Raw genomic sequence first — 24,310 nt, 5'->3', positions numbered from 1 at the left:
CCACCAACATTCAATCGACGCATCATCCCTCACCGCCCCAGATAGTTCTCGATCACCTTCGGATCGGAACTCACAAAGTCGATTGATCCCTCAGCCAGGACCGAGCCTTCGGCAAGGCACGTCACCTTGACGCCGAGGTCGCGGATGAAGCCCATGTCGTGTTCGACGACGACGACCGAGCGGGTCCTGGCGATGTCCTTGAGCAGGATCGCCGTTTCCGCCGTCTCCGCATCCGTCATCCCGGCCACCGGCTCGTCGACGAGCAGGAGCTTCGGCTCCTGCGCCAGCAGCATGCCGATCTCCAACCACTGCTTCTGCCCATGCGAGAGGTTGGCGGCGAATTCGTCGCGCCGATACGTCAGCCGCACCGTTTCGAGGATTTCTTCGATGCGTGCTTTGTCCCCGCGCGAAAGCCGATAGAACAGCGTCGAGAACACGCCGCGGCGGCGGTTCAGCGCCAGTTCCAGATTGTCCCAGACCGTGTGGCTTTCGAAGACCGTCGGCTTCTGGAATTTGCGGCCGATGCCGAGCTCGGCGATATCGGCCTCGTCCTTTTTGGTAAGGTCGATCATGCCATTGAAGAACACTTCACCCTCATCGGGCCGCGTCTTGCCGGTGATGATATCCATCATCGTGGTCTTGCCGGCCCCGTTCGGGCCGATGATGGCGCGCAGTTCGCCGGGCTCGATCACGATCGACAGCGAATTCAGCGCCTTGAAGCCGTCAAAGGAAACCGAGACGCCGTTAAGATAAAGCACGCTGGTGGGTTTGACGTCGGGGATCATGCTGCTCACTCCGCGGCCTGGATTTTAGGTTCGATGCCGTCTTCCTGCGCCACCGGTGGGGCAGCCTTGGAGACGGCTTTCCGCCTGCCGAGATATTGGGCGATCGTGCCGACGACACCCTTTGGCAGAAACAGAGTGACGGCGACGAAGAGACCACCGAGCGCAAACAGCCAAAACTCCGGGAAGAGGCCGGTGAAGATCGTCTTGCCGCCATTGACGAGGATCGCGCCGATGATCGGTCCGATCAGCGTCGCCCGTCCGCCGACCGCTGTCCAGATGACCACTTCGATCGAGTTTGCAGGAGCGAATTCGCCGGGATTGATGATGCCGACCTGCGGCACATAGAGCGCGCCGGCAATGCCCGCCATCATCGCCGAGACGACGAAGGTGAAGAGCTTGAAATGCTCGACGCGGTAACCGAGGAAGCGCGTGCGGCTTTCGGCATCACGCACGCCGACCAGCACCTTGCCGAACTTCGAACGAACGATCGCCGAGGCAAGCAGCAGCGACAGCGCCAGCAAGACCGCGGTTGCCGCAAACAGGGCTGCACGCGTGCCGTCAGCCTGGACGTTGAAGCCGATAATGTCCTTGAAATCGGTCAGGCCGTTATTACCGCCGAAGCCCATGTCGTTACGGAAGAAGGCCAGCAGCAGCGCGTAGGTCATCGCCTGGGTGATGATCGAGAGATAGACGCCGTTGACGCGTGAGCGGAAGGCGAACCAGCCAAAGACAAAGGCGAGCAGGCCGGGCACGACGAGCACCATCAGCGCCGCAAACCACAAGTGGTTGAAGCCGTACCAGAACCAGGGCAGATCCTTCCAGTTCAGGAACACCATGAAATCGGGCAGGATTGGGTCGCCGTAGCTGCCGCGGGTGCCGATCTGGCGCATAAGATACATGCCCATCGCATAACCGCCGAGCGCAAAGAAGGCACCGTGGCCGAGCGAGAGAATGCCGCAGAAGCCCCAGACGAGATCGAGCGCCAGCGCCAGCAGCGCATAGGTCAGATACTTGCCGAACAGTGACATGATATAGGTCGGCACGTGCAGCGGATTGGTCGGCCCGGTCATCAGGTTCAGCACCGGCACGAGAACCGCGACCAGAAGCAGCAGGGCGATGGCAATGACGATCTTACGATCGAGTGATCGGAGAAGGAAGGCCGTTATCATGCTTCCACCGCCCTTCCTTTGAGTGCGAAGAGTCCGCGGGGACGCCTCTGGATGAAGAGAATGATGAGGACGAGCACCAGGATCTTACCGAGCACGGCGCCGGCGAAGGGCTCGAGGAACTTGTTGACGACGCCGAGCGACAGCGCCCCGACCAGCGTGCCCCAGAGATTGCCGACACCGCCGAAGACGACCACCATGAAGCTGTCGATGATGTAGGATTGGCCGAGGTTCGGCGAGACGTTGTCGATCTGGCTGAGCGCCACCCCGGCAATACCGGCAATGCCCGAACCGAGCGCGAAGGTGAAGGCGTCGACCCAGCCTGTGCGGATGCCCATCGACGATGCCATGCGGCGGTTCTGCGTGACGGCACGCATCTGCAGCCCGAAAGCTGACCGCTTGAGCAGCAGGAGCAGCGTTACGAAGACGACCATCGAAAAGACGATGATCCACAGTCTGTTCCAGGTGATGGAGAGCCCGCCGAGATCGAAGACACCGGACATCCAGGTCGGATTGCGGACCTCGCGGTTGGTTGGGCCGAAGATGCTGCGCACGGCCTGTTGCAGGATCAGCGACACGCCCCAGGTGGCGAGCAGCGTTTCGAGCGGGCGGCCGTAGAGATAGCGAATGACGGCGCGCTCGATGACAAGGCCGACGAAGCCGGTAAAGACGAAGGCGGCAGGCACGGCAAAGGCAAGCGAATAGTCCGCCACACCGGGAAAGGTCGAGGTAATGTATTCCTGCACCACGTAGGTGGTGTAGGCGCCGATCATCACCATTTCGCCATGCGCCATGTTGATGACGCCCATGACGCCGAAGGTGATGGCAAGGCCGATCGCGGCAAGCAACAGCACCGAGCCGAGCGACAATCCGTACCAGACGTTCTGGACGACATCCCACAGCGCCAGGCTGCGATTGATCGTGCTGATATCTGCCTGGATCGCCGGCTTCAGATCATCGGGCGCAGTTTCGAGTGTGGTCGTGAGAATGGTCAGTGCATCACGATTACCGCGAGCTGCGATCGTATCGATCGCAGCCTTCTTGTCTTCGACGCTCGCATCCGTCTTGAGCAGCAGCACTGCGCGCGCCGCTTCCATCGTATTCTTGATCTCGGCGTCCTTTTCAGCCGCAAGCGCCGCGTTCAGCAGGTCGAGATTGGCGGGATTGGCGTCTTTCAGCAGGCCCTGCGCCGCCGCGAGCCGCGCCGAACGGTCCGGGCTCATCAGCGTCAGCTGGCTGGTGGCGGCGCTGATGACGCCGCGAAGTGCATTGTTGATCTTGACCTTGGTCATCAGATCCGGATCGACATCGGCAGCGGCTTCGCCGGTGATCGGATCGGAATAGGTCGGTTCGTCATCGGTGCCGCCCTGGAGGAGCACTGGGCCGCCATCGGAATTGACGTAGAGAAAGCCGGTGCTCAACTGCTGCAGGATCTGGCTGACATGCGGGTCCTTGGAGGCGACCAGCGCCTTGATGGCCGCCTCGCGTTCCGGGAAGTCGCCGGCGCCGAGCGCATCGATGAGCACGTGGATATCGTCCTCTGCCCGAACTTCGCTCGATGTTGCCAGGCCCGGAAATGCGAGGCCGGAAAATGTCAGGCCCGAGAACGTCAGGCAGAGCGTGATGAGGAAAATCTTTATGGCGCGATACATCAGCTTTCTCGCCCTTGAGTGTGTTGGCCTCGCGGCGCAATCGCTGGGACGGAGCTTCCGCCCGGTATCAAACCCGGACGGAAGTCTTCAGGCAATCATCTGACCGGGGTCGTACTCAGGAACCCTTGCCGCCGCACTTGCCGGTAGCGACGTTGAAGTTGCCGCAGGACATCGGCTTGCGCCAATCGGAGATCAGGTCCTTGGAATCAGGCAGGTAATCGGACCATTCGTCGCCGACCACGGCGGGCGTCTGCTGGACGATTTCGAACTGGCCGTCGGCCTGGATTTCACCGATCAGCACTGGCTTGGTGATGTGGTGGTTCGGCATGACGGTCGCATAACCGCCGGAGAGGTTCGGAACGCTGACGCCGATGATGGAGTCGAGAACCTTGTCGGTATCGGTCGTGCCGGCAGCCTGGACGGCCTTAACCCATGCGTTGAAGCCGATATACGCAGCCTCCATCGGGTCGTTCGTCACGCGCTTGTCGTTCTTGGTGTATGCGTGCCAGTCCTTGATGAACTTCTTGTTGGCCGGGCTTTCGACCGACTCGAAATAGTTCCAGGCAGCGAGATGGCCGACAAGCGGCTTGGTGTCGAGACCGGCAAGTTCTTCTTCGCCGACCGAGAAGGCGATGACAGGAATGTCGGTTGCCTTGATGCCCTTGTTGCCCAGTTCCTTGTAAAACGGAACGTTGGCGTCGCCGTTGATCGTCGAGACGACAGCGGTCTTCTTGCCAGCCGAACCGAATTCCTTGATCTTGGAAACTTCGGTCTGCCAGTCGGAGAAGCCGAACGGCGTGTAGTTGGTCATGATGTCTTCTTTCGGAATACCCTTCGAAATCAGGTATGCCTCGAGAATTTTGTTGGTCGTGCGCGGATAGACGTAGTCGGTCCCTTCAAGAACGAAGCGCTTGACGCCTTCTTTTTCCATCAGGTAGTCGACGGCCGGAATGGCCTGCTGGTTCGGAGCAGCACCGGTGTAGAAGATGTTGCGCGAGGATTCTTCGCCTTCATACTGCACGGGATAGAAGAGCAGCGAATTCAGCTCTTCGAATACCGGCAGCACGGATTTGCGCGAGGACGAGGTCCAGCAACCGAAGACGGCGGCAACCTTGTCCTTCTGGATCAGTTCACGGGCCTTTTCGGCAAACAGCGGCCAGTCGGAAGCCGGATCGACGACGACGGCCTCGAGCTTCTTGCCGAGAAGGCCGCCCTTTTTGTTCTGCTCGTCGATGAGCATCAACATGGCGTCTTTCAGCGTGGTTTCGGAAATCGCCATCGTGCCGGAAAGCGAATGCAATACGCCGACTTTAATCGTGTCCTCGGCGGCCACCGCGCCGTGGAATGCGGCCGATGCCGCCATGACGGCACCGAGCGCAGCGCCGGTGATCGTGGATCTGAGATTCATCTGGTTGAGCCCCTCTTCTTGTTCCGCAACAGGCCGGAAACGGAATTTAACTGTTGCCGAGAGGACTATCGGGTGCTGCATCGCAAAAACACATACGCAAAATGACGTAGGCGCGGGGGCAAACGGACAGATCGAAGAAAGCGGCATCCCCCCAGCGGGAGATGCCCTGTCGGTTCTATGCGAAGAATTATTCGTCGATCGTCAAGATGACGGCCGTCGGGCCGTAAGAGAGGCTGGCCTTGTGTTCGGAAACGGTGACCTTACCCAAGGTGCCGACGACACCACCCGCCTTCAGGATCTCGATCTTCGTTCCGGGTATAGGGGTAATGCCATCGGCAAGCGTCACCTCGAGATCGCCGGCGAGCGCAGCCTTGCCCTCGACGGCCAGCGTGCCGGCGCCGTTCGCGCCGAGCGCCAGCTTTACCGTTGCATGGGCGAGCTGCTGATAATCACCGCCTACGATCAAAGGCTTGTCTGCCGCCACGACGAGCGAACCGCCATTGACCGTAAGGGCGCCGGCACCGAAGGCCGAGGGCGATCCAGCCACCAGCGCGCCGTCTTCGAGCACGGTGCCACCAGCATAGCTGTTGGCGCCCGAAAGCCCGAGAGTGCCGCTGCCGCGTTTTACCAGCCTGCCTTTGCCGGCGATGTCGTTGCGCCAGGTATCGATCGAATTGAAGCCGCCCTTTGCCGCGTCCATCGTCACGGTGACATCCTGCTCGAAGGCACCGTAACCATCGGCGGCGGCAAACAGGTTGAGACGACCGTAACCTTCCGCATCGTCAATGAGCGGATAACCCGAGGCGATTTCGGTGGTCTTCAGCACGTCGCGGCGCTGTTCGACGTCGAGATAGGGCAGGCGCGTTTCGAGAAGCGCTTCAGCGCCCTGCGGCACGCGAGCCGGCTGATCGGTCGCATGGATCGTCGGCATTCCGTAGCTCAGGCGCTGCAGCACGTAAGCGCGATTGGCGTCATGATCGGCAAAACGGTCTGCGGCGAGCGGCGCCGCATGCGCGGCGACTGCAAGCGCGCCCGCATCGGCAACGCCTGATTTGGCGAGGAGCCATGACTGTGCCCGGGTGTACGCATCGCTCTTCAGCGCGGCATTGTCGGCCTTGTTCAGATTATAGACGACCGTCGCAGTGCCGAGCATCCGGCCACCCATCACGTCGAGAGGGGAATGCATGCCGGCGAGGATGCGATCCTCGCCCAGTTCGCTGGCACGCGTGATCATTTCCTGAAAGCGCTGCGGCACGAGATAGGCCATGGCAAGCGCATCCCGCCAGGCTTCCGCCGTATGCCCGCTCGGGAAACCGCCGTCCTCGACCGGCTTGCCGCTCTTGGCCGGCTCAAGCGTCGGGACGACCGACACGTCCTGGCTCCAGCGATAGGGGCGGCCATATTTGAAATAGCGCTTGGCGGGTTCCGTCGAGCCGTCACCGCTTGCGGCGTTGATGAAATCGATAGCAAGGCCCATGTCCGGGTTTGCATCGGTCTTGTTTTCCGTATCCCGCTTGCTGCCGGCGCCGCGATTGTTGCCCTTGTCGTCATATTTGACCGTCGTTGCATCAGCCGCCACTTCGGTGATCGTGGTGGTCTGCTTCGAGCCGGCTTTCCAGGCATCCGTCAGCGGACCGAGGCCATCGACGATGCTAGCATTCTTGCCGCGCCGGTCGTCGAGATAGGCGGCCACCGCCTGATCGGCCGTCCGCGCCCGCGTCGCATTGACGACATAGGCGATGTTGGCGTCATGGACGGCTTGGTTGACGATATGGCCGTCGGTCTTGCTGGAGGGAATGCCATCCCAATCCGTCTTGGCGACCGCCGGGCAATTGTCCTTGGCCGGGGCTTCGACACCTGCATCGACGAAGGACGTGCGCGGGGTCCAGATTTCAAGGAAGCCGGAGAGGAGGTGAACGGCGGCGTTGGTGTCGACCGTCGAGAAGCAGGCGTCCCCGCGCTTGTTGGTGTTTCCGGCTTCGGCATAGGGCGCTTTCGCCGCCGTGGCCTGATCGGCGCTGGCAAACGAAGGCACGATGGAAACAAGGCAGACGAGGGCGGTGCTCAGGCGGCAAAGGCTTAAAGCAGACATGGAATACCCGAAATAGTTGAACGAACGCGGGGAGAGGTAGAGTTCTTGTGTGACAGGTCAATTTCAAAAATATTGCCATTCTGTGAACCACCCGGCGTCCGCCTCTTGCCTTTCCGCTCCATCCCGCCAAAACTCGCTGGAAGACGATGAGCCCCAACCGGAATGCTGAAAGGAAGACATGGCAGCGCGCCAACGCATCATTCCGGTAAGACGCGAATACAATCGCTGGGTCGCCAACCAGACGCTGGAAGATTATGCGTTGCGCTTCACCGCAAAGAGCGCACGCCATTTCTCTTCGCAACGCATCTCGCAGACGGCGATCGGCGCAATCTCTTTCCTGGCGCTCGAGGCGATCGGCGGCGCAATCACCCTCTCCTACGGCACCACCAACGCCTTTTATGCCATTATCGTCGCAAGCATCGCGATGCTGGCGATCGGCCTGCCGATCAGCCGCTACGCCATCCGCCACGGCGTCGACATCGATCTTCTGACGCGCGGCGCCGGCTTCGGCTATATCGGTTCGACCATCACCTCGCTGATCTATGCGAGCTTCACCTTCATGCTGTTTGCGATCGAGGCTTCGATCATGTCCGGCGCATTGGAGCTCACCCTCGGCATCCCGCTCTGGATCGGATACATCCTCAGCGCCGTCATGGTGATCCCGCTGGTGACGCATGGCGTGCGGCTGATCAGCAAGTTCCAGCTGATGACCCAGCCCTTCTGGATCGTGCTGAATATCCTGCCTTTCATCTTCATCGCCTGTTTGGACTGGGAAAAGTTCGATCTCTGGCGCGCCTTTGCCGGCATCCGCCATGCCTCCGGTCCGCCCGGCACCATCGCCGATTTCGATCTGGTGGAGTTCGGTGCTGCCTCTGCCGTTATCCTGGCGCTGATGTCGCAGATCGGCGAACAGGCCGACTTCCTGCGTTTCCTGCCGCCGGACCCGCAGCGCAAGTGGCGCCATCGCCTGGCTGTTTTTCTCGCCGGACCCGGCTGGGTCATTATCGGCGCGCCGAAACTGCTTGCCGGCTCCTTCCTCGTCGTGCTGACCTTTGCCTCGGGCGTGCCGCTTGATCGTGCCGCGGACCCGGCGCAGATGTATCTGACCGCTTTCGGCTACATGGTCCCCTGGCACAACGCTGCGCTGTTGTTGATGGCCGCCTTCGTCGTCATCTCGCAGTTGAAGATCAACGTGATGAATGCCTATGCCGGCTCGCTCGCCTGGTCGAATTTCTTCTCGCGGCTGACCCACAGCCATCCTGGCCGCGTCATCTGGCTGGTCTTCAACGTCGCGATCGCCCTGCTTTTGATGGAGCTTGGCATCTACCGGCTGCTGGAGGAAACGCTCGGCATCTTCTCGATCATCGCCATGGCCTGGCTCTGCACGATCTCCGCCGATCTTTTCATCAACAAGCCCCTTGGCCTCGCTCCACCCGGCATCGAGTTCAAGCGTGCCCATCTCTACGACATCAACCCGGTCGGCCTTGGCGCCATGACGCTGTCGGCGACGGTGTCGCTGATTGCCCATTTCGGTGCCTTCGGCGAGATCGCCGCCTCGCTCGCTCCCTATATCACCCTCGTCATCGCGCTGATCGCCTCGCCGGTGCTCGCTTGGGCGACGAAAGGCAAGTTTTACCTCGCCCGCAAGCCGCGACACGGTTGGAAGAACCTGACGAACATCACTTGCTCCGTCTGCGAACACCCGTTCGAGCCGGAGGACATGGCCTGGTGTCCGGCCTACGCCGCGCCGATCTGTTCGCTCTGCTGCTCGCTCGACAGCCGCTGCCACGACATGTGCAAGCCGGCCGCCCGTTTCAACGCGCAGGTCGGCACCGTCGCCAAGGTACTGCTGCCCGACGCCATTCTGGGGAAGCTGACGACGCGACTCGGCCGCTACGGCATCGCCGTCGTGCTGGCCTTGACCGCCATCGGCGCAATCCTGGCGATGATCGCCCATCAGGTCGCCGCCGCCTCGCCTGAAACAGCCGAGGTCGTCAACCGCACTATCCTCATCGTCTTCTTCGTCTTCTCGGTGATATCAGGGGTCGTTTGCTGGTTCTATGTGCTCGCCCATGACAGCCGCGTCGTCGCCGAGGAGGAATCCTCGCGCCAGAATACGCTGCTGCTCAAGGAGATCGCCGCCCACAAGAAGACCGACACCGCCTTGCAGAGCGCCAAGGAGACGGCAGAGGCCGCCAATCGCGCCAAGAGCCGCTACGTCGTGGGATTGAGCCACGAACTGCGCACGCCGCTCAACGCCGTGCTCGGCTATGCCCAGATCCTTGAGCGCGACGAAACCATCCCGGCGCCACGTCAATCCTCGATCAAGGTCATCCGCCGCAGCGCCGAACACCTTTCCGGACTGATCGACGGCCTGCTCGATATTTCCAAGATCGAGGCCGGCCGCCTGCAGGTCTACTCCAATGAGATCAACATCCAGGATTTCCTCGACCAGATCGTCGATTTGTTCCGCCCGCAGGCGCAGGCAAAAGGCCTCGTCTTCATCCACGAGCGCTCGCCGGCCTTGCCGCAATTCGTCCGTACCGACGAAAAGCGGCTGCGCCAGATCCTCGTCAACCTGCTCTCCAATGCCATCAAGTTTACCGACGAAGGCAGCGTCACCTTCGATGTCGGCTATCGCAACCAGGTGGCGACCTTCACCGTTGCCGATACCGGCCGCGGCATCACCGAGAAAGATCTTCCCCGCATTTACGAACCCTTCCAGCGCGGCGAGGCCGAAAGCGTGCGGCCGATGCCGGGCCTCGGCCTCGGCCTCACCATCACCCGGCTTCTGACCAACACGCTCGGCGGCGAGATTTCGGTTTCGAGCGTCAAGGACGAGGGCTCGACTTTCCGCGTCCGCCTCATGCTATCGGCCGTCATGCGCGCCGTGGCCGCCGCGCCGCAGGAGAAACGCATCGCCGGTTATGACGGCCCGCGCCGCACGCTCGTTATCGTCGACGATAACGAAGACCATCGCGAGATGATGCGCGAAATCCTGGCACCCCTCGATTTCATCATGCTGACGGCGGCGGGCGGCGCCGAATGCCTGACGCTGATCGAAGGCATCATGCCGGACCTCTTCCTCGTCGATATCCTGATGCCCGGCATGAACGGCTGGCAGCTCGTCTCGCGTCTGCGCGAGGCCGGCCAGACAGCGCCGGTGCTGATGCTCTCGGCCAATATCGGTGATGCCGCTGTTCTCAGCGACAGTGACGACAGCCACAATGATGCGATCGGCAAGCCGGTCGACATCCGCCAGCTCCGCGACAAGCTCGCTTTGCATCTTGGGTTGAAATGGGTCTATGCCGGCGCTGCACCCGCAGTTCCCGTTAAGACCCAAGCGCCGATGCCGAGCCCAGGTGCTGCCCATGTGCAGGAATTGCTGCGGCTCGGTGAGATCGGCTATATCAGAGGCATCGAAGCCAAGCTTTCGGACCTTGCCAGGGTGGAGGCAAATCAGCCATTCACCGAGAAACTTCGCGCCTATGTCGCCGCCTTCGATCTCGCCGGCTTCATGACCTTCCTGCACGACTTCGACGAAAAGGTGGAACCCATTGGCTGAGCCGGCCCTCCCTCGCGACATCGTTCTGCTCGTCGACGACTCGCCCGAAGCGCTCGGCTTCCTGACCGACGCGCTCGAACAATCCGGCTTTTCCGTACTGATCGCCACGTCAGGCACCGCGGCCCTGGGTATCGTCGAGCGCATCACCCCCGATCTCATCCTGCTCGACGCCGTCATGCCCGCCATGGATGGCTTCGAGACTTGCCGCCGGCTGAAGGCGAATGCCGCGGTGGCGCAGGTGCCCGTCATCTTCATGACCGGCCTGACCGAGACCGAACATGTCGTGCACGCGCTGGAATCCGGCGGTGTCGACTATCTCAGCAAGCCGATCAATATCGACGAACTGCGCGCCCGCATTCGTGTCCATCTGCGCAATGCTCGCTCGGCCCAAAGCGCCCGCGTCGCGCTCGACGCAGCCGGCCGCCATTTGCTGGCCGTCAAAGGCGATGGCGCCATCCATTGGTCGACGCCGCAAGCAACACGGCTCGTCAACGCCGCCATGGGCAGCGACGACGGCATGGAAATCGTCGTCCGCCATATCGCGGGCTGGATGCGCGACCGCGCAGCCGCAGTGCGCGATAGCGTTATCTCTATCGCCCATGCCGGCCAGGCGGCGCTGCAACTCGCCTTCCTTGGCGCAATCGGGCCTGACGAATATCTCTTCCGCCTGACCGCCGCCAACCAGCGGCGCGACGACGAGGCACTGCGCCAGCGCTTCTCGCTCACCCAGCGCGAATCCGAAGTTCTGCTCTGGATCGCCAAAGGCAAGGCTAACCGCGACATCGGCGAAATATTGGGACTGTCGGCGCGCACGGTGAACAAGCACCTCGAACAGATCTACGTGAAGCTCGGCGTTGAGAACCGGGCGTCAGCAGCCGTCAAGGCCACGCACGTGCTGCACGAGATGTGAGGACGGGACGACAACCGCATCAAGCCACCCGATCCGGCAGGTCCCTGCCCTCGAAGAATGCCGTCACGTTGTCGACCACCTTCATACCCATGGCAGTCCGCGTCTCTTCCGTAGCGCTGCCGAGATGCGGCAGCACCATGACGTTCTCCATCCGCCGCAGCTCCTTCGGCACGTCAGGTTCCGCCTCATAGACGTCAAGCCCGGCGCCACGAATCGTCCCCGCTTCAAGTGCTGCAATGAGCGCCATCTCATCCACCACGTCACCGCGCGCGGTATTGATGAGAAAAGCATTCGGCTTCATCGTCGAAAGCCGCGCCGCATTCATCAGGTGCCTGTTCTCTGCTCCGCCAGGGCAGTGCAACGAAACGAAATCGGCAGCCGCCAGCACATCCTCGATCGCCGGCAATTGCCGCGCGCCGTACCGCGCCGCCTCCGCGGGATCGACGGTCGAGCGATTGAAGAACACGACGTCCATGCCGAAGCCGAAATGGCAGCGTTGCGCAAACGCCTTGCCGATCCGGCCGAAGCCGATGATGCCGACCGTCTTGCCGGTTACCTTGGTGCCGATCATATGGGTCGGGCACCAGCCCGTCCATTCGCCGCCGCGCAGTTGCCGTTCGCCCTCGCCGCCGCGCCGGGCAACGGAGAGTAGCAGCAGCACGGCGATATCGGCCGTGCAGTCGGTCAGCACGCCGGGCGTATTCGTCACCGCAATGCCCTTCGCCCTGGCGGCTGATATGTCGATATGATTATAGCCGACGCCAAAATTTCCGAGGATCTTAGTGACCACAGGCGCGCCTTCGAAGACGGCGACCGGCAACCGATCGGAAACCGTCGGCAGCACCGCATCATAGGTAGAAAGCGCCAGCCTCAGCTCATATTCGCCGAGCGGACTGTCGTTGCCGTTGAGCGTCACATCGAAACGTTCGGCAAGGACGGCCTCCACCGCGGCTGGCCAGCGCCGGGTGACGAGAATGCGGGGTTTAGACATGGGCGGCTCCACTCGACGCTTCAAAAGGATGACGAGAGTTAAAGCATGTCGCGCAAAAGTGTGCAGCGGTTTTGCGCTAACGACTTGCGTAAAAACAAAGACCTAAAGCGCGAGGAGCGATTCCGAAAGATCGCGACGAACTTTAGACCAGCCCGGCGGAAATTGGAACGTTTCGCAAAAAGAAAGAAGCCCGGTCGGAACCGGGCTTCGATAGTCATCGCTCACCAAGGTAGCGAAAGCTTACTTGCCCTGCGGGACGTAGGTGTACTTGCCGTCCGCGCCCTTCTTCCATTCGTACATGATGTAACCAGGGATCTTCGGGTCGCCCTTTGCGTCGAACGAAATGTCGCCGAGAACCGTCGGGAACGGACCCTTTTCCTTCATTGCCGTGGCAACAGCCTCAGGATCCACCGAACCGGCAGCCTTGGCGGCACCGACGATCGCCTGCATCGCAGCATAGGAATAGAGCGTGTAGGCTTCCGGGTTGAAACCGGCGGCCTTGAACTTTTCGACGAGTTCCTTGTTGGCCGGGTTCAGCGTCGGATCAGGACCGAAAGTGTTCAAGGTACCGGCGACAGCGTCGCCAGCGATCGAGGCCAGTTCGTTCGAAACGATACCGTCGCCCGAAACCAGCGTTGCCTTCAGGCCCTGATCGGCGGCCTGGCGGATGATGAGACCGGCTTCCGTGTGCAGGCCGCCCCAATAGATGATCGAGACGCCGGCTTCCTTCATCTTGGCGATGAGGGCCGAGAAGTCCTTGTCGCCGACGTTGATGCCTTCGTACATGACTTCCGTCAGACCGGCGGCATTCATCGCCTTCTTGGTTTCGTCAGCAAGACCCTGACCGTAAGGTGTCTTGTCGTGAACGACGGCGATCTTGGCGTCCTTGAAGTGATCGGCAAGATACTTGCCGGCGATGGCGCCCTGCTGGTCGTCACGGCCGCAGGTACGGAACGTGTTCCAGAGGCCCCGTTCCGTAAACTTCGGATTCGTAGCGGCCGGGGTGATTTCGAGGATACCGTTTTCGGCATAGACTTCCGAAGCCGGGATCGAAACGCCAGAGTTGAAGTGGCCGATGACGAACTTGACGCCGTCGGCAACGAATTTGTTGGCGACCGAGATGCCCTGCTTCGGGTCGGAGACGTCGTCGCCGAGCTCGAGCTTGATCTGCTCGCCGTTGATGCCGCCAGCAGCATTGATGTCGGCGGCCGCCTGCTCGGCGCCCTTCTGGAGCTGAGCGCCGAACGCGGCGTTCGGGCCAGTCAGCGGACCAGCGACTGCGATGAGGACGTCGGCCCATGCGTTGCCGCTGAAGGCGACCATCGCCGTCAGAGCCACTGCCGACAGAAGAGACTTCTTCATATTGTTACTCCCAATTTTTGGGCGGGTTCCGGTCCAAGGCCCAGCGCACTACCCACCATTGACTGCGCTAGGAAAGCTGTTCCACTCTGAAGGCAATTCATGCCTAGTTTCAACGGACTGTCAATGTTTGTCCTTCCACGAAAACGCGGAAGTTTTTTCATACAGCCAGTAATAGTTGTTGACCATCTGATTGGTGCGGCGAAAGCGGAAGCCGGCCGTCGAGAAGACCAGCAGCATTACGAAATCGATGCAGTAGTAGAGGGTGCTGAGCATCGGCCCATCAAACAGGGCGTGGTGCAGGAACTGCATCGCCCAGGCGAGTAGGAAGGTGTAGACGACAGTCAGCGGATAGTCGTTCCAGCCTTCGGCAACCGCCTTGCCGGCGCGCCAGGCCGTCCAGAAGCCAATCAGCACGACGATCGCGCGGATGATCAAGCGGGCGCCGGTATCGCTTTCGAAGAAAAGTCCCTGCATGTCAAACTCCCCCCTTCGAGCTAGTGTCTTCCGCCTTCGAGATAAGCGGCACGGACTTCAGGATTGGCGAGCAGCTCCTTGCCGGAGCCGCTCATCGTTACCTTGCCGTTCACCATCACGTAAGCGCGGTGCGAAAGCCTGAGGGCGGCAAATGCGTTCTGTTCGACAAGAAACACCGTCAACCCTTCCTGTTCATTAAGCTTCCGAATCGCCTCGAAGATGCCCTTGACGATCAGCGGCGCCAGACCAAGCGAGGGTTCGTCGAGAAGCAGCAGCTTCGGGCGCGCCATCAGCGCGCGGCCGATCGACAGCATCTGCTGCTCGCCCCCCGAAAGGGTGCCGCCGCGCTGGGCATGGCGTTCCTTGAGACGTGGGAAGAGCGTGAATATCTTCTCGACGTCCTCGGCGAAGTATTTGAGATTGTCGAGGCCGGCGCCCATCTGAAGGTTCTCCAGAACCGTCATGCGTGGAAAGATGCGGCGACCTTCCGGCGACTGCGCGATGCGCAGGCGGGCGATTTCATGGGTCGGAAGCTTGGTGATGTCGCGGCCCTCGAAGACGACCGAACCGACACGGGCCTGCGGGCTGCCGCAGACTGTCATCATCAGCGTCGACTTGCCGGCGCCGTTGGCGCCGATCAGGCTGACGATCTCGCCCTTGTTGACCTGGACATCGACGCCGGCCAGCGCACGGATATTGCCATAATAGGTTTCGACGCCATTCACCTGAAGGAGCGGTTGACCCGTCATTACTTCATCGCCCATCAGTTTGCGCCTCCTTCGAGCTGCTCGACGGTTGCGATCACCTCTTCCACTTCTTCATCCTCGACACCGAGATAGGCCGCGATGACCTTCGGATCGTTCTTCACGTGATCCGGCGTGCCATCTGAAATCTTCTGGCCGTATTCGAGGACGACGACGTGGTCGGAGATTTCCATGACCACCGACATGTCGTGCTCGATGAGCAGGATAGATGTTCCGGTTTCAGCGCGGATGCTCTGCAGCAGCGCGTTGAGCGTAGCCGATTCCCGCGGGTTCAGGCCGGCGGCCGGTTCGTCTAGGCATAGCAGCTCCGGGCCGGTGCACATGGCACGGGCGATCTCTAGACGCCGCTGGGCGCCGTAGGGCAGATCGCCTGCCGGATCGTCGGCGCGGTCGATCAGATCGGCCTTCTCCAGCCAATAGCGCGCAAGCTCGATTGATGCGGCCGCCTCCCGTTTGTAGGGACCGATGCCGATGAGGCCGAGGATCGTATAACCCGACGCCTTCATCAGCTTGTTGTGCTGGGCGACGAGCAGATTCTCGAGAACCGTCAGGCCGGAGAATAGCCGGATGTTCTGGAAGGTGCGCGCCACCTTGGCTTCTTTAGTGATGCGAAAGTCCGGCAAACGCTCCAGCAGGTGCTGCTTGCCGCTCTTCTGGTTGAGCGTGATCATCCCCATCGTCGGCTTGTAGAAGCCGGTGATGCAGTTGAAGACGGTGGTCTTGCCGGCACCGTTCGGCCCGATCAGCGCGGTGATATCGCCGCGCTTGGCTTCGAAGGAGAAGTCGTTGATGGCCATAAGACCGCCGAACTTCATCGACAGGTGTTCGACCTTGAGAAGCGTATCGCTGGACATGGTGTTGGTGACGGGGCTCATCAACCATGGCCCTCCTTGATGAAGCTTCCGGATATTGCCTTGCGCGCCTTGAGGAAGGCGGTCGGTTCACGCGAACCGACGAAACCGCGCGGCTTGAACAGCATGACCACGACCATGGCGAGGCCGAAGATCAGCATGCGATACAATTCTGGCGTGAAAGTCGGCCCGAAGATCACTTTCAGGAAGTCCATTTCGCGCAGCAACTCGGTGCCGCCGACCATGACGATTGCGGCGATCGCAATGCCGGTCAGAGAACCCATGCCGCCGAGGACGACGATGGCGAGGATGACGGCCGATTCCAAGAAGACGAAGGATTCCGGCGAAACGAAGCCCTGACGGGCAGCAAAGAAGGACCCGGCGAAACCGGCAAACATCGCTCCCGTCGCAAAGGCCGTGAGTTTGGTCGTCACCGTATTGATGCCGAGCGAACGGCAGGCGATCTCGTCTTCGCGCAACGCTTCCCAGGCGCGCCCGATCGGCATGCGGCGCAGTCGGATGGTCACGTAGGCGGTCAGCATGCAGAGCGCCAGGATAAGGTAAAAAAGGAAGATCTTGTAGTAAGCTGAGGACATCGGCAGGTGAAAGAGCTTGGCGAAGCCGCCGGCCGTCGCATCGAAGGGAATGCCGAAGAGCGTCACCTTGGGAATGCTCGAGATACCGAAAGTCCCCTTGGTGACATCCGTCCAGTTGATGATGACGAGGCGGATGATTTCGCCGAAGGCGAGCGTCACGATGGCGAGGTAGTCGCCGCGCAGGCGCAGCACCGGGAAGCCGAGGATGACGCCCCAGAGTGCGGCGAAAATGCCGGAAAGCGGCAGGAGAACCCAGAAGGACAGGCCGAAATGGCTCGAAAGCAGCGCATAAGAATAGGCGCCGACTGCGTAGAAGGCGACATAGCCGAGATCGAGAAGACCGGCGAGGCCGACGACGATGTTCAGCCCCCAGGCAAGCATCACATAGATCAGGATCTGGATGCCGAAATTGTCGACATATGTCAGCGAGCCCTGAGGCCCTTTGATCGCCACCACCACCATGGGATAAAGCAGCAGCGCGATCAGCGCGATCTTTAGGAAATGCCGGTGGAAGAAGCTCTTCTCGGTTGAGATGGCGAGTTCACCCTGTCTCGCCTTTGCCAGCTTGCGGCTGTCGAGATGCGGCCGCAGGAAAACCACCGTGGCGAAGCGGCCGATCGCGGCGACAGCGACGAAGATCGCAAGCAGCCCCCAGCGCTGGACGATGATCAACTCGTTGTTGATGTTCTGGTCGGTCTTGAGGCCGACATACAAAACGAACATGCCGAACGACAGGATGGCGGCGAAAAGAGCTTCGGTAAGGCCTTTACGGACAAGTCCTGCATCGGGCTTGCCTGCGGAATTATCAATGTTTGCCATGACGTTACACCTTCTCGACTTCCGGCCGTCCAAGAATACCCGTCGGCTTGAAGATCAGCACGAAAGCGAGGATGGCGAACGTCGCGACATCCTTGTACGCGATGGTGAAATAGGCCGACCACAGCGATTCGATCAGGCCTATCATCAATCCGCCGAGAACCGCGCCCGGCAATGAGCCGATGCCGCCGAGAACGGCTGCCGTAAATGCCTTGACACCCGGCGTGAAGCCGTCGGCGAACGAGGCGACACCATAATACATCAGGTACATCGTGCCGGCGACGGCGGCCAGTGCCGCACCCATGACGAAGGTGATCGAAATCGTCTGGTCGACATTGACGCCCAGCAGCGCCGCCATCTTGCGGTCCTGCTCCGTGGCGCGCTGGGCACGGCCGAGTGCGGTACGATTGACGATGTACCAAAAGACGGCGAGCAGCACGACCGTGATCACGATGATGACGATCTGTTTCAGCGACACCGAGACGTTGCCGAACTGATAGACCGAGCTGATCATCGGCGGGATCGGCTTGTTGCGCGGACCCTGCGTCACCTGGATGAAATTGGACAGCACGATCGACATGCCGATGGCGGTGATCAGCGGCGCCAGGCGGAAGGAACCGCGCAACGGACGGTATGCGACTCGCTCGATCGTCCAATTCCACAAACTCGTCATCAGCATCGCGACGACAAGCATCGCCAGCAGCAGAACCGCCACCGGAAGACCTGCGAAGATGGATGTGAGGACGAGAAAGACGATAAGAGCGGCGAAGCCACCGAGCATGAAAATGTCGCCATGGGCGAAATTGATCATGCCGATAATGCCGTAAACCATCGTATAGCCAATAGCCACAAGGCCATAGATGGATCCGAGCGTCAGCCCATTGAAGAGCTGCTGGACGAAATACTCCATATGTCGTTTTCCCCTGGATACGAGCCCAACAGGCTGCATCTCTTTTTGGTTCTTTGGTTCCCCGTTTCAGAGAACCTCATAGGCCGAATGCATACCGGTTTCGTTGGAAATGTGAAGACAAAAAGGATTTACTCCGACAAATTCTTGTCCGAACAGGCCTAACTGGCGCATTTTGAACCAAAGTCCACAGAAAATCGGCAAGGAAGGACCTATTTTTGGTCATAAACTGCCAGCGAGTTAACGATCCGAAGATGTCGCCGTCGATTTTCTACGCCGTTCGTCGCACAAGCTATTCCATAGAATTGGAAGATGGCGCAAATTCAAACCCCAACCCAGGTTCTTTTACGAATACCATTTCACCAGCAGACGCCCGATCTTCGTCTGACATCACTGAAAACTTATGGTAGCATCGTGGAACTGCGGTATCGGGGATGCAGAGCGCGACGGGAAGCACCATATCAAGCATGTGGTGAAAGGGATGGTTTGCGGATGAGCGACCGTGGGGTGCTCGCCGCATGGCGAACGGCAAAAGGACAATGCTGAGGACATTTGAACGGGCGGCGCTCGAAGCTGGCAAGGCCATTATCACGGTCTTGCGCAATGGCTTCCCGGTCGCCATGAAAGCGGATGCAAGTCCAGTGACGGTCGCCGACGAGGAGGCCGAACGCATCATCCTCGCTCATCTCGCCAGAGATTATCCCGAAATACCCGTCGTGGCGGAAGAATCCGTCGCCGCCGGAAAGGTGCCCGACATCGCCGGCCGAGGCTTCTTCCTGGTCGACCCTCTCGACGGCACGCGCGAATTCGTCGATGGGCGGCAGGAATTCACCGTCAACATCGCCTATATCGAGAACGGCGCCCCGGTGGCCGGCATCGTCTATGCGCCGGCGCTCGGCCTTGCCTTCTCAGGAGAACGGGGGCGGGCGCAAAGGTTCGTCGTGACCGATGATTTCGCGGTTGGCGCACGCGCCGCAATCGCCGTGCGCGAACAGCCGGACGACAGGCTGGCGCTTGCAAGCCTTCGTCACAACAGCCCGGAGACCGGAAACTTCCTCGCCCACCACGCGATCTCCAAATGCACGAATATCGGCTCCTCGCTGAAATTCTGCCTGCTGGCCGAAGGCAAGGCCGACGTCTATCCGCGCTTCACGCGTACTATGGAATGGGACACGGCGGCTGGCGATGCGGTGCTGCGCGCCGCTGGCGGTTCGACGGTGACGCTCGACGGCGCGCCGCTGAGCTACGGCAAGACCGGAACTGCCGCTGATTTCGACTTTGCCAACCCGAACTTCATCTCCTGGGGCGGCACCAAACGCGTCCTCGAACCGGTGTAGCCACCCGCAGCAATCCCTGAACGTCGGGCAGCGGCGCGATTTCTCGCACCGTGACGATTTCTGCACCTGCCGCGGCAGTCGCAACCGGCCCCGGCTTGGAGCCCGCCCCTTTTCTCCTAATGTCTGCCGGAAGTGTGCAGCGGTTCCGGGACAACAACACGCGCTTTGGAAGCGGGCGCCACGTGATCCAGGTCATATCGTCTTGTCATGATCGAGCGGCTGTCCACGGGACCGGACCGCTAGCAGTGGTCTGAGAGTGATTCGCAAACGGCGTGGGCGGATCAAGTGATTCTGGGGTGCGACGCCGTTTTTTCATCGTTCCGACGCCAGATCGTGACCCGTTCCGCCTTGATTTTGTCATATTCCGACACAGCTTGAGAATGATCGAGCAGCCTCGCTAAAAAGTTTTCGCGTCGGCAATCGTTAAAATTACCGTCTGACGACCGTCGGTCGCGTGCCGAAACAGCACGTCGGAACACCCCTGGAAGCCCTCGCCAAAGGCCTAGAAACCTTGACGAAATTCCAATTATTAACGAAATATCATGAGCTTGCCTCAACTTATCGCAAATGCGAAAGATTTGCTGCGATGCGATATTTCTCTGGACACCATTACACAATTGTCGCATTTTTCCGTTTTAGTAGGGTTACCAAGACCTGAGTGCAGCCCTGGTGACAGGGTAAACCATTGATCGCCTATTGCCGCCGCACCCCTCGAAGACAACAGAGTACGATCCTTGAGCATCACGGAACTAAACAACAGCATTTCGACAGAGTCCTTTAGGCCAAGCCGCCGCCAGCAGCCCAGCCCGAAGATCCAGACCCCTGTCGTCCATAGCGATGCGCCGCAGGCGCCGTGGATGGATCTCGTCTTGAAGCGGGCGTTCGACATCGTTTCGTCGTTGAGCGCCCTCCTCGTCCTCGCCCCTTTCCTTCTGTTCGTCGCCTTGCTGATCAAGCTCGACAGCCCAGGACCGGTGCTCTTCAAGCAGACCCGCTGGGGCAAGAACTGCAAGACCATCAAGGTCTACAAGTTCCGCTCGATGCGCACCGATCTTTGCGATGTCTCGGGTATTGCCCAGACAGTGAAGAACGATCCGCGCATCACCCGCGTCGGCGCCATTCTTCGCCGCACGAACGTTGATGAGCTGCCGCAGTTGCTGAACGTGCTGATGGGTCACATGTCCGTCGTCGGTCCGCGCTGCCATGCAATCGGCATGCGTGCCGGCGGCATGCTCTACGAAGAGCTGGTTCCGGAATACCATCAACGCCATGCCATGCGTCCCGGCATGACGGGTCTTGCCCAGATGCGCGGCCTGCGCGGCCCGACCGACCGTCCGGCCAAGGCGCGCGCGCGCATCGTCAGCGATCTCTATTACGTCGGGAATTTTTCGATTGTGATGGACATCCGCATCATTGCCGGAACCGTCGTGTCGGAGCTGACCCGAGGAAAAGGTTTCTAAGCTTTATGAGAGGGACCGGCTGCCTCAGCAGCCGGTCCCGCAATGCTCTGGCGGCCGCCTGCATGCGGCTGACCAAGAGCTTGCGCATTGCGCTCCTCAGATAAGTCCCAGCGTGTGTGACGAGAGACCGAAATGATCGTGACTCATCGCTGCCTTTGCCGGCCGCCGACCAGCGCGCGCATTCGATTTCGCGCCGAGTAAGCCTCGCCGACCGGCTGTCGTCCGAACTGCATCGTCGCAAAACCTTGGCCAGAAGTTCCATGCACCCGTGACGCAGCGCCATCGCGTGCGTGGACATGGGCAAGCGCCTGAAAAGGCGTAGATGTATTATTTCAGGTCATCGCCGTGCGAGCGCGAAGGCGAAGGCACTCTTCAGCGCATGCATCTGAAAGAGCGGGTTGAGGCGGCGTCTTTTGGCAACGCCGCCCGCAATCGCCCCTCCTTACAGAAGATTAGGCACGATCGTCCGCTTCGCCACGGTCACCAATCTGATGCAATAGAAGAAATCGGTCGCCCAGCAAAAGCCGGTCAGGCTTCCCTCCGAGTTGCCGGTCAGCCGGACTTCGATGAAAGCCGTGCGGTCGCTTCTCGGGAAAGCCGAGGGCAAGATAAAAATCGAAGTCCGCAAGCTTTGTCATCTCGCCGAGCCGCTCCTTGGCGCCGTTCGGCGCGACCGGTCCGTGAAGGCGAAAATCCAGCATCCTCAATGCAATCGCCGCGCGCATGCTCACTTCTTTTCATCTTCGTACCACGTATGGCCTGCTTCAACCGAACCCCGCCGCTGGCAGCAAAAGGCTCCGAGCCGGGCGTTGCCAAAGACGACTTTTGCACTGCATCCGACGAACCAGATCACCAAAAGCGCGAGCTGGACTGATACACCAAAAGGAACGGAGACGATGTCTTGCGCTCAGCCCTATACCCAGCGCCACAAAGATCATCCCGGGAAATCAGTCCTAGTTCTTCGGCTCGCCCCCTTTTTTCGGCGCTACAAATTAACGATCTGCAGATGGCCGTCCCAGGCCACCGGCCGCGCCAGGGCATCTAAATTTGTTATCAAAGTCTTACGATGAGTTTAGGCAAATTTTAAATGTGGCAAGCTAGAGTGGCGTCCGTGGTCTTGCGTTGTGTAGAGAGTCCAATGACCGAAATGATACGTCCCCGAGTTAAATATGTCATCGGCCCCGATGGCAGCCCCCTGACGATCGCGGATCTTCCGCCGCCCAATACGCGGCGCTGGGTGATCCGTCGGAAGGCAGAGGTTGTCGCGGCTGTTCGCGGTGGCCTGTTGAGCTTGGAAGAGGCCTGCGAGCGTTATACGCTCACGGTCGAAGAATTCCTCTCCTGGCAGTCATCGATCAACAGCCATGGCCTTGCCGGCCTGCGCACCACGCGCATCCAGCAATATCGCCACTGATCGCACGCCATCATCGACATCTATTTCGGGCCGGACGCATCTCCCGTCAGGGAATGAAGAAGGCCCGAAATCATTGACGAGGCGGCGTAACACCAGAGGCCGGGCTGGGTGAAGGCATTTGCCAGCCCCGTTGTCTTCGCCGCCGCAATGACGATCGCGACCAGCAGCACGTCCATCATTGACCACTTGGACAGATGCGGCACGACGCGACGATAGAACAGGCTGCCGGCCCCACCGCCGGCGGTCGTCACTTCCGCGGCAATGCCGATCATCTTCAGAAGCGGGAGCAGAATCGAAACCAATGCGACGATCGCCGCCAACAGCCCATCCCCGCCTTGCCACAGCGACATAACGATCTCGATGAGCGAAGGCGTTCTGTCGAAGAAATACAGCGTCTCGAAATGGACCAGCGGCAGGACGAGGCCGAGCGCCAGGAAGAACGGCGCGGCCACCAGAAGAACGGGGCGGATCATCAAAAGCGCTCTCATTGCGCTGAACCCCGCATCGATCCGACATTTTTCATGAACACTTCGTCTCCCAAAGAATCGCCGCACAGGCTTGGCACGGCTGTGTGGCCGTGTCACCGTCGGCTACCACCATATCTGGTTGCAAGGAACGACAATGGACATTCGAAATGAAGATGGCGCCTCCGGGGGCCGCTATGCGGCCGAGGTCGAAGGGCATGCGGCGGAGATGACCTATTCGCGCGCATCGGCGAAGCTTATCATCATCGACCATACGGCTGTACCCGATGCGCTACGCGGCAAGGGTGTAGGCCAGGCATTGGCGCTTCATGCCGTGGAGGCAGCCCGAACCGGCGGCTGGAAGATCATACCGCTGTGCCCCTTTTTCAAGGCGCAGGCACAGCGCCATCCGGAATGGCAGGATGTGGTGAACTGATTCTGGCCCGAAGGGGCGGTTTTAAGCCGACGACCCTTCAGACGGCGAAAACACCAAAAGCCATGTATGACGGACAGTGCGCCCGTCATACATGGCTTCTCAGTGGCGATCGCCAGGGCGCCGAAGTCGGCGCCCGCGGTTTTCTTTTACGCCCTAGAACAGGATGATTTTAGGCCAGATCGGCCTAAGATCTGAATCCTGTTCTAAATTGAAGAGTAAGAGCATGATGTCGTCCGAAAACCGCTCACACTTTTCGGCATCATGCTCTGGCGCGGGCGCCGCTGTCACGCTCTTCCAGCGCCGTCGCTCTTGCATATTCGGCCTGCATCTCCTCGAGCGCCATTTCCAGCGTCTCTTCCTGCATCTTCAGTTCCTTGATCGAAACCTGCAGGTTATCGGCCCGCTGACGCGCGGCCTTGGCGAAGGTCGGATAGGCAAAGTGATTCGGATCTGAGATACCGGACTTCTTTTCCTCGACGACGATCTGGCTTTCCAGATCCTTCGTCATTCGTTCGAATTCGGACATCATCATCTGCAACTGCTGCAATTGACGTCGTTTTTCGTTCACCTGAAACTCTTTCAGACGAACGAGGCTCTCTCGCGACTTCATACGCATTACTCCCGTGATGCGAGACCCCGGCTCAACTTGAAACCGCCCTGCGCGCCGCTTTGACACGGTTTGCTAAAAAATTTCCTGCGATATTAACAAATACCTACCGCTGGTAACCTTTCGTTTACGGGCATCGTTAATGATAGGCCAGATGATTTAAGGGTCGGTAAATGCCGCGGCATGAAGTTCGAACCTTTTCATTGGCGAGTCGGATGAATCACTTAGCGCCTTTTCCTAATGTCAAAGTTTA

Annotated in this window: 21 protein-coding genes; 6 read left to right on the top strand and 15 right to left on the bottom strand. The window is 60.1% G+C overall.

The features are described from left to right. Positions 1-29: 29 nt before the first annotated feature. The 5 genes from urtD to HJB83_RS19910 all read right to left on the bottom strand — a co-directional run bounded on the left by urtD (position 30) and on the right by HJB83_RS19910 (position 7,103). Entirely contained in the window at positions 30-785 is a 756-nt protein-coding gene (urtD, locus tag HJB83_RS19930; RefSeq protein ID WP_207581526.1) for an urea ABC transporter ATP-binding protein UrtD, read from the bottom strand. Between the two features lie 5 nt (positions 786-790). Further along, positions 791-1,954: an urea ABC transporter permease subunit UrtC gene (gene urtC, locus HJB83_RS19925; RefSeq protein ID WP_207581527.1), complete on the bottom strand. Its 1,164-nt coding sequence runs from the start codon at positions 1,952-1,954 to the stop codon at positions 791-793. Further along, the gene (gene urtB / locus HJB83_RS19920; protein WP_207581528.1) at positions 1,951-3,603 is read right to left on the bottom strand and encodes an urea ABC transporter permease subunit UrtB; all 1,653 of its coding nucleotides are present in this window, start codon (positions 3,601-3,603) and stop codon (positions 1,951-1,953) included. Before urtB ends, urtC begins: the two co-directional genes overlap by 4 nt. Before the next feature lie 115 nt (positions 3,604-3,718). Further along, positions 3,719-5,011: an urea ABC transporter substrate-binding protein gene (gene urtA / locus HJB83_RS19915; protein ID WP_164014049.1), complete on the bottom strand. Its 1,293-nt coding sequence runs from the start codon at positions 5,009-5,011 to the stop codon at positions 3,719-3,721. A 187-nt stretch (positions 5,012-5,198) separates the two neighbouring features. Next, the gene (locus HJB83_RS19910) at positions 5,199-7,103 is read right to left on the bottom strand and encodes a phosphatase PAP2 family protein (protein WP_207581529.1); all 1,905 of its coding nucleotides are present in this window, start codon (positions 7,101-7,103) and stop codon (positions 5,199-5,201) included. Positions 7,104-7,281: 178 nt separating this feature from the next. Here HJB83_RS19910 and HJB83_RS19905 point away from each other — a divergent pair, with 178 nt between their 5' ends. Together HJB83_RS19905 and HJB83_RS19900 are read left to right on the top strand one after the other, a co-directional pair. Beyond that, positions 7,282-10,668 (top strand): ATP-binding protein, encoded by a 3,387-nt coding sequence (locus HJB83_RS19905; protein ID WP_221132320.1) that lies wholly within the window; start codon positions 7,282-7,284, stop codon positions 10,666-10,668. Further along, positions 10,661-11,578 carry a response regulator transcription factor gene (locus tag HJB83_RS19900; RefSeq protein ID WP_207581531.1) on the top strand — a complete coding sequence of 306 codons (918 nt, stop codon included), beginning with the start codon at positions 10,661-10,663 and terminating at the stop codon, positions 11,576-11,578. The genes HJB83_RS19905 and HJB83_RS19900 overlap by 8 nt, the downstream gene beginning before the upstream one ends. Positions 11,579-11,597: 19 nt before the next feature. Here the strand turns inward: HJB83_RS19900 and HJB83_RS19895 are convergent, their stop codons facing one another. From HJB83_RS19895 to HJB83_RS19865, 7 genes are all read right to left on the bottom strand, one after another. Beyond that, positions 11,598-12,569, bottom strand: coding sequence for a D-glycerate dehydrogenase (locus tag HJB83_RS19895; protein WP_221132319.1), 972 nt, complete (start codon positions 12,567-12,569; stop codon positions 11,598-11,600). Positions 12,570-12,809: 240 nt separating this feature from the next. After that, a complete protein-coding gene (locus tag HJB83_RS19890) occupies positions 12,810-13,931 on the bottom strand; it encodes a branched-chain amino acid ABC transporter substrate-binding protein (protein WP_207581533.1) in 1,122 nt (373 codons plus the stop codon). 120 nt (positions 13,932-14,051) lie between these two features. Beyond that, positions 14,052-14,405 carry a DUF6867 family protein gene (locus HJB83_RS19885; RefSeq protein ID WP_207581534.1) on the bottom strand — a complete coding sequence of 118 codons (354 nt, stop codon included), beginning with the start codon at positions 14,403-14,405 and terminating at the stop codon, positions 14,052-14,054. A gap of 20 nt (positions 14,406-14,425) precedes the next feature. Continuing rightward, on the bottom strand, positions 14,426-15,169 hold the full coding sequence (locus tag HJB83_RS19880) for an ABC transporter ATP-binding protein (RefSeq protein ID WP_221132318.1): 744 nt from the start codon (positions 15,167-15,169) through the stop codon (positions 14,426-14,428). Next, on the bottom strand, positions 15,169-16,044 hold the full coding sequence (locus tag HJB83_RS19875; RefSeq protein ID WP_207581536.1) for an ABC transporter ATP-binding protein: 876 nt from the start codon (positions 16,042-16,044) through the stop codon (positions 15,169-15,171). Before HJB83_RS19875 ends, HJB83_RS19880 begins: the two co-directional genes overlap by 1 nt. Then, the gene (livM, locus tag HJB83_RS19870) at positions 16,044-17,435 is read right to left on the bottom strand and encodes a high-affinity branched-chain amino acid ABC transporter permease LivM (protein WP_164014065.1); all 1,392 of its coding nucleotides are present in this window, start codon (positions 17,433-17,435) and stop codon (positions 16,044-16,046) included. Before livM ends, HJB83_RS19875 begins: the two co-directional genes overlap by 1 nt. Before the next feature lie 4 nt (positions 17,436-17,439). Then, entirely contained in the window at positions 17,440-18,342 is a 903-nt protein-coding gene (locus tag HJB83_RS19865; protein WP_207581537.1) for a branched-chain amino acid ABC transporter permease, read from the bottom strand. Positions 18,343-18,878: 536 nt separating this feature from the next. Here HJB83_RS19865 and cysQ point away from each other — a divergent pair. Continuing rightward, positions 18,879-19,676 carry a 3'(2'),5'-bisphosphate nucleotidase CysQ gene (cysQ, locus tag HJB83_RS19860; RefSeq protein WP_207581538.1) on the top strand — a complete coding sequence of 266 codons (798 nt, stop codon included), beginning with the start codon at positions 18,879-18,881 and terminating at the stop codon, positions 19,674-19,676. A 734-nt stretch (positions 19,677-20,410) separates the two neighbouring features. After that, positions 20,411-21,136 (top strand): sugar transferase, encoded by a 726-nt coding sequence (locus HJB83_RS19855; RefSeq protein WP_221132317.1) that lies wholly within the window; start codon positions 20,411-20,413, stop codon positions 21,134-21,136. Between the two features lie 452 nt (positions 21,137-21,588). Here HJB83_RS19855 and HJB83_RS34195 read toward each other — a convergent pair whose 3' ends face one another. Next, complete coding sequence (locus tag HJB83_RS34195) at positions 21,589-21,861, bottom strand: hypothetical protein (protein ID WP_246762686.1); 273 nt, start codon at positions 21,859-21,861, stop codon at positions 21,589-21,591. A 413-nt stretch (positions 21,862-22,274) separates the two neighbouring features. On the opposite strand from HJB83_RS34195, the gene HJB83_RS19845 reads away from it, so the two are divergent. Continuing rightward, positions 22,275-22,550, top strand: coding sequence for a DUF1153 domain-containing protein (locus tag HJB83_RS19845; protein ID WP_007533628.1), 276 nt, complete (start codon positions 22,275-22,277; stop codon positions 22,548-22,550). A gap of 20 nt (positions 22,551-22,570) precedes the next feature. Here HJB83_RS19845 and HJB83_RS19840 read toward each other — a convergent pair whose 3' ends face one another. Next, complete coding sequence (locus HJB83_RS19840) at positions 22,571-23,038, bottom strand: paraquat-inducible protein A (RefSeq protein ID WP_207581539.1); 468 nt, start codon at positions 23,036-23,038, stop codon at positions 22,571-22,573. Positions 23,039-23,171: 133 nt separating this feature from the next. Here HJB83_RS19840 and HJB83_RS19835 point away from each other — a divergent pair, with 133 nt between their 5' ends. Then, positions 23,172-23,450, top strand: coding sequence for a GNAT family N-acetyltransferase (locus HJB83_RS19835; RefSeq protein ID WP_207581540.1), 279 nt, complete (start codon positions 23,172-23,174; stop codon positions 23,448-23,450). A 259-nt stretch (positions 23,451-23,709) separates the two neighbouring features. Here the strand turns inward: HJB83_RS19835 and HJB83_RS19830 are convergent, their stop codons facing one another. Further along, positions 23,710-24,060: a hypothetical protein gene (locus tag HJB83_RS19830; protein WP_026188505.1), complete on the bottom strand. Its 351-nt coding sequence runs from the start codon at positions 24,058-24,060 to the stop codon at positions 23,710-23,712. Between the last annotated feature and the right edge of the window lie 250 nt (positions 24,061-24,310).

The organism is Rhizobium sp. NZLR11 (genome assembly GCF_019685115.1).
Lineage (GTDB): Bacteria > Pseudomonadota > Alphaproteobacteria > Rhizobiales > Rhizobiaceae > Rhizobium.
Note: the sequence above shows the minus strand (reverse complement) of the source record. Positions and strands in the feature narration are given on the sequence as shown.

Bases quoted from the DNA above. Each gene is read 5' to 3' on its own strand.
- HJB83_RS19880 (WP_221132318.1), bottom strand. From the start codon at position 15,169: ATGGGCGATGAAGTAATGACGGGTCAACCGCTCCTTCAGGTGAATGGC.
- HJB83_RS19895 (WP_221132319.1), bottom strand. From the start codon at position 12,569: ATGTCTAAACCCCGCATTCTCGTCACCCGGCGCTGGCCAGCCGCGGTG.
- HJB83_RS19845 (WP_007533628.1), top strand. From the start codon at position 22,275: ATGACCGAAATGATACGTCCCCGAGTTAAATATGTCATCGGCCCCGAT.
- urtB (WP_207581528.1), bottom strand. From the start codon at position 3,603: ATGTATCGCGCCATAAAGATTTTCCTCATCACGCTCTGCCTGACGTTC.
- HJB83_RS19875 (WP_207581536.1), bottom strand. From the start codon at position 16,044: ATGAGCCCCGTCACCAACACCATGTCCAGCGATACGCTTCTCAAGGTC.
- HJB83_RS19830 (WP_026188505.1), bottom strand. From the start codon at position 24,060: ATGAAGTCGCGAGAGAGCCTCGTTCGTCTGAAAGAGTTTCAGGTGAAC.
- urtD (WP_207581526.1), bottom strand. From the start codon at position 785: ATGATCCCCGACGTCAAACCCACCAGCGTGCTTTATCTTAACGGCGTC.
- HJB83_RS19890 (WP_207581533.1), bottom strand. From the start codon at position 13,931: ATGAAGAAGTCTCTTCTGTCGGCAGTGGCTCTGACGGCGATGGTCGCC.
- HJB83_RS19885 (WP_207581534.1), bottom strand. From the start codon at position 14,405: ATGCAGGGACTTTTCTTCGAAAGCGATACCGGCGCCCGCTTGATCATC.
- HJB83_RS19910 (WP_207581529.1), bottom strand. From the start codon at position 7,103: ATGTCTGCTTTAAGCCTTTGCCGCCTGAGCACCGCCCTCGTCTGCCTT.
- HJB83_RS19835 (WP_207581540.1), top strand. From the start codon at position 23,172: ATGGACATTCGAAATGAAGATGGCGCCTCCGGGGGCCGCTATGCGGCC.
- HJB83_RS19840 (WP_207581539.1), bottom strand. From the start codon at position 23,038: ATGAGAGCGCTTTTGATGATCCGCCCCGTTCTTCTGGTGGCCGCGCCG.
- cysQ (WP_207581538.1), top strand. From the start codon at position 18,879: ATGCTGAGGACATTTGAACGGGCGGCGCTCGAAGCTGGCAAGGCCATT.
- HJB83_RS19865 (WP_207581537.1), bottom strand. From the start codon at position 18,342: ATGGAGTATTTCGTCCAGCAGCTCTTCAATGGGCTGACGCTCGGATCC.
- livM (WP_164014065.1), bottom strand. From the start codon at position 17,435: ATGGCAAACATTGATAATTCCGCAGGCAAGCCCGATGCAGGACTTGTC.
- urtA (WP_164014049.1), bottom strand. From the start codon at position 5,011: ATGAATCTCAGATCCACGATCACCGGCGCTGCGCTCGGTGCCGTCATG.
- HJB83_RS34195 (WP_246762686.1), bottom strand. From the start codon at position 21,861: ATGCGCGCGGCGATTGCATTGAGGATGCTGGATTTTCGCCTTCACGGA.
- urtC (WP_207581527.1), bottom strand. From the start codon at position 1,954: ATGATAACGGCCTTCCTTCTCCGATCACTCGATCGTAAGATCGTCATT.
- HJB83_RS19905 (WP_221132320.1), top strand. From the start codon at position 7,282: ATGGCAGCGCGCCAACGCATCATTCCGGTAAGACGCGAATACAATCGC.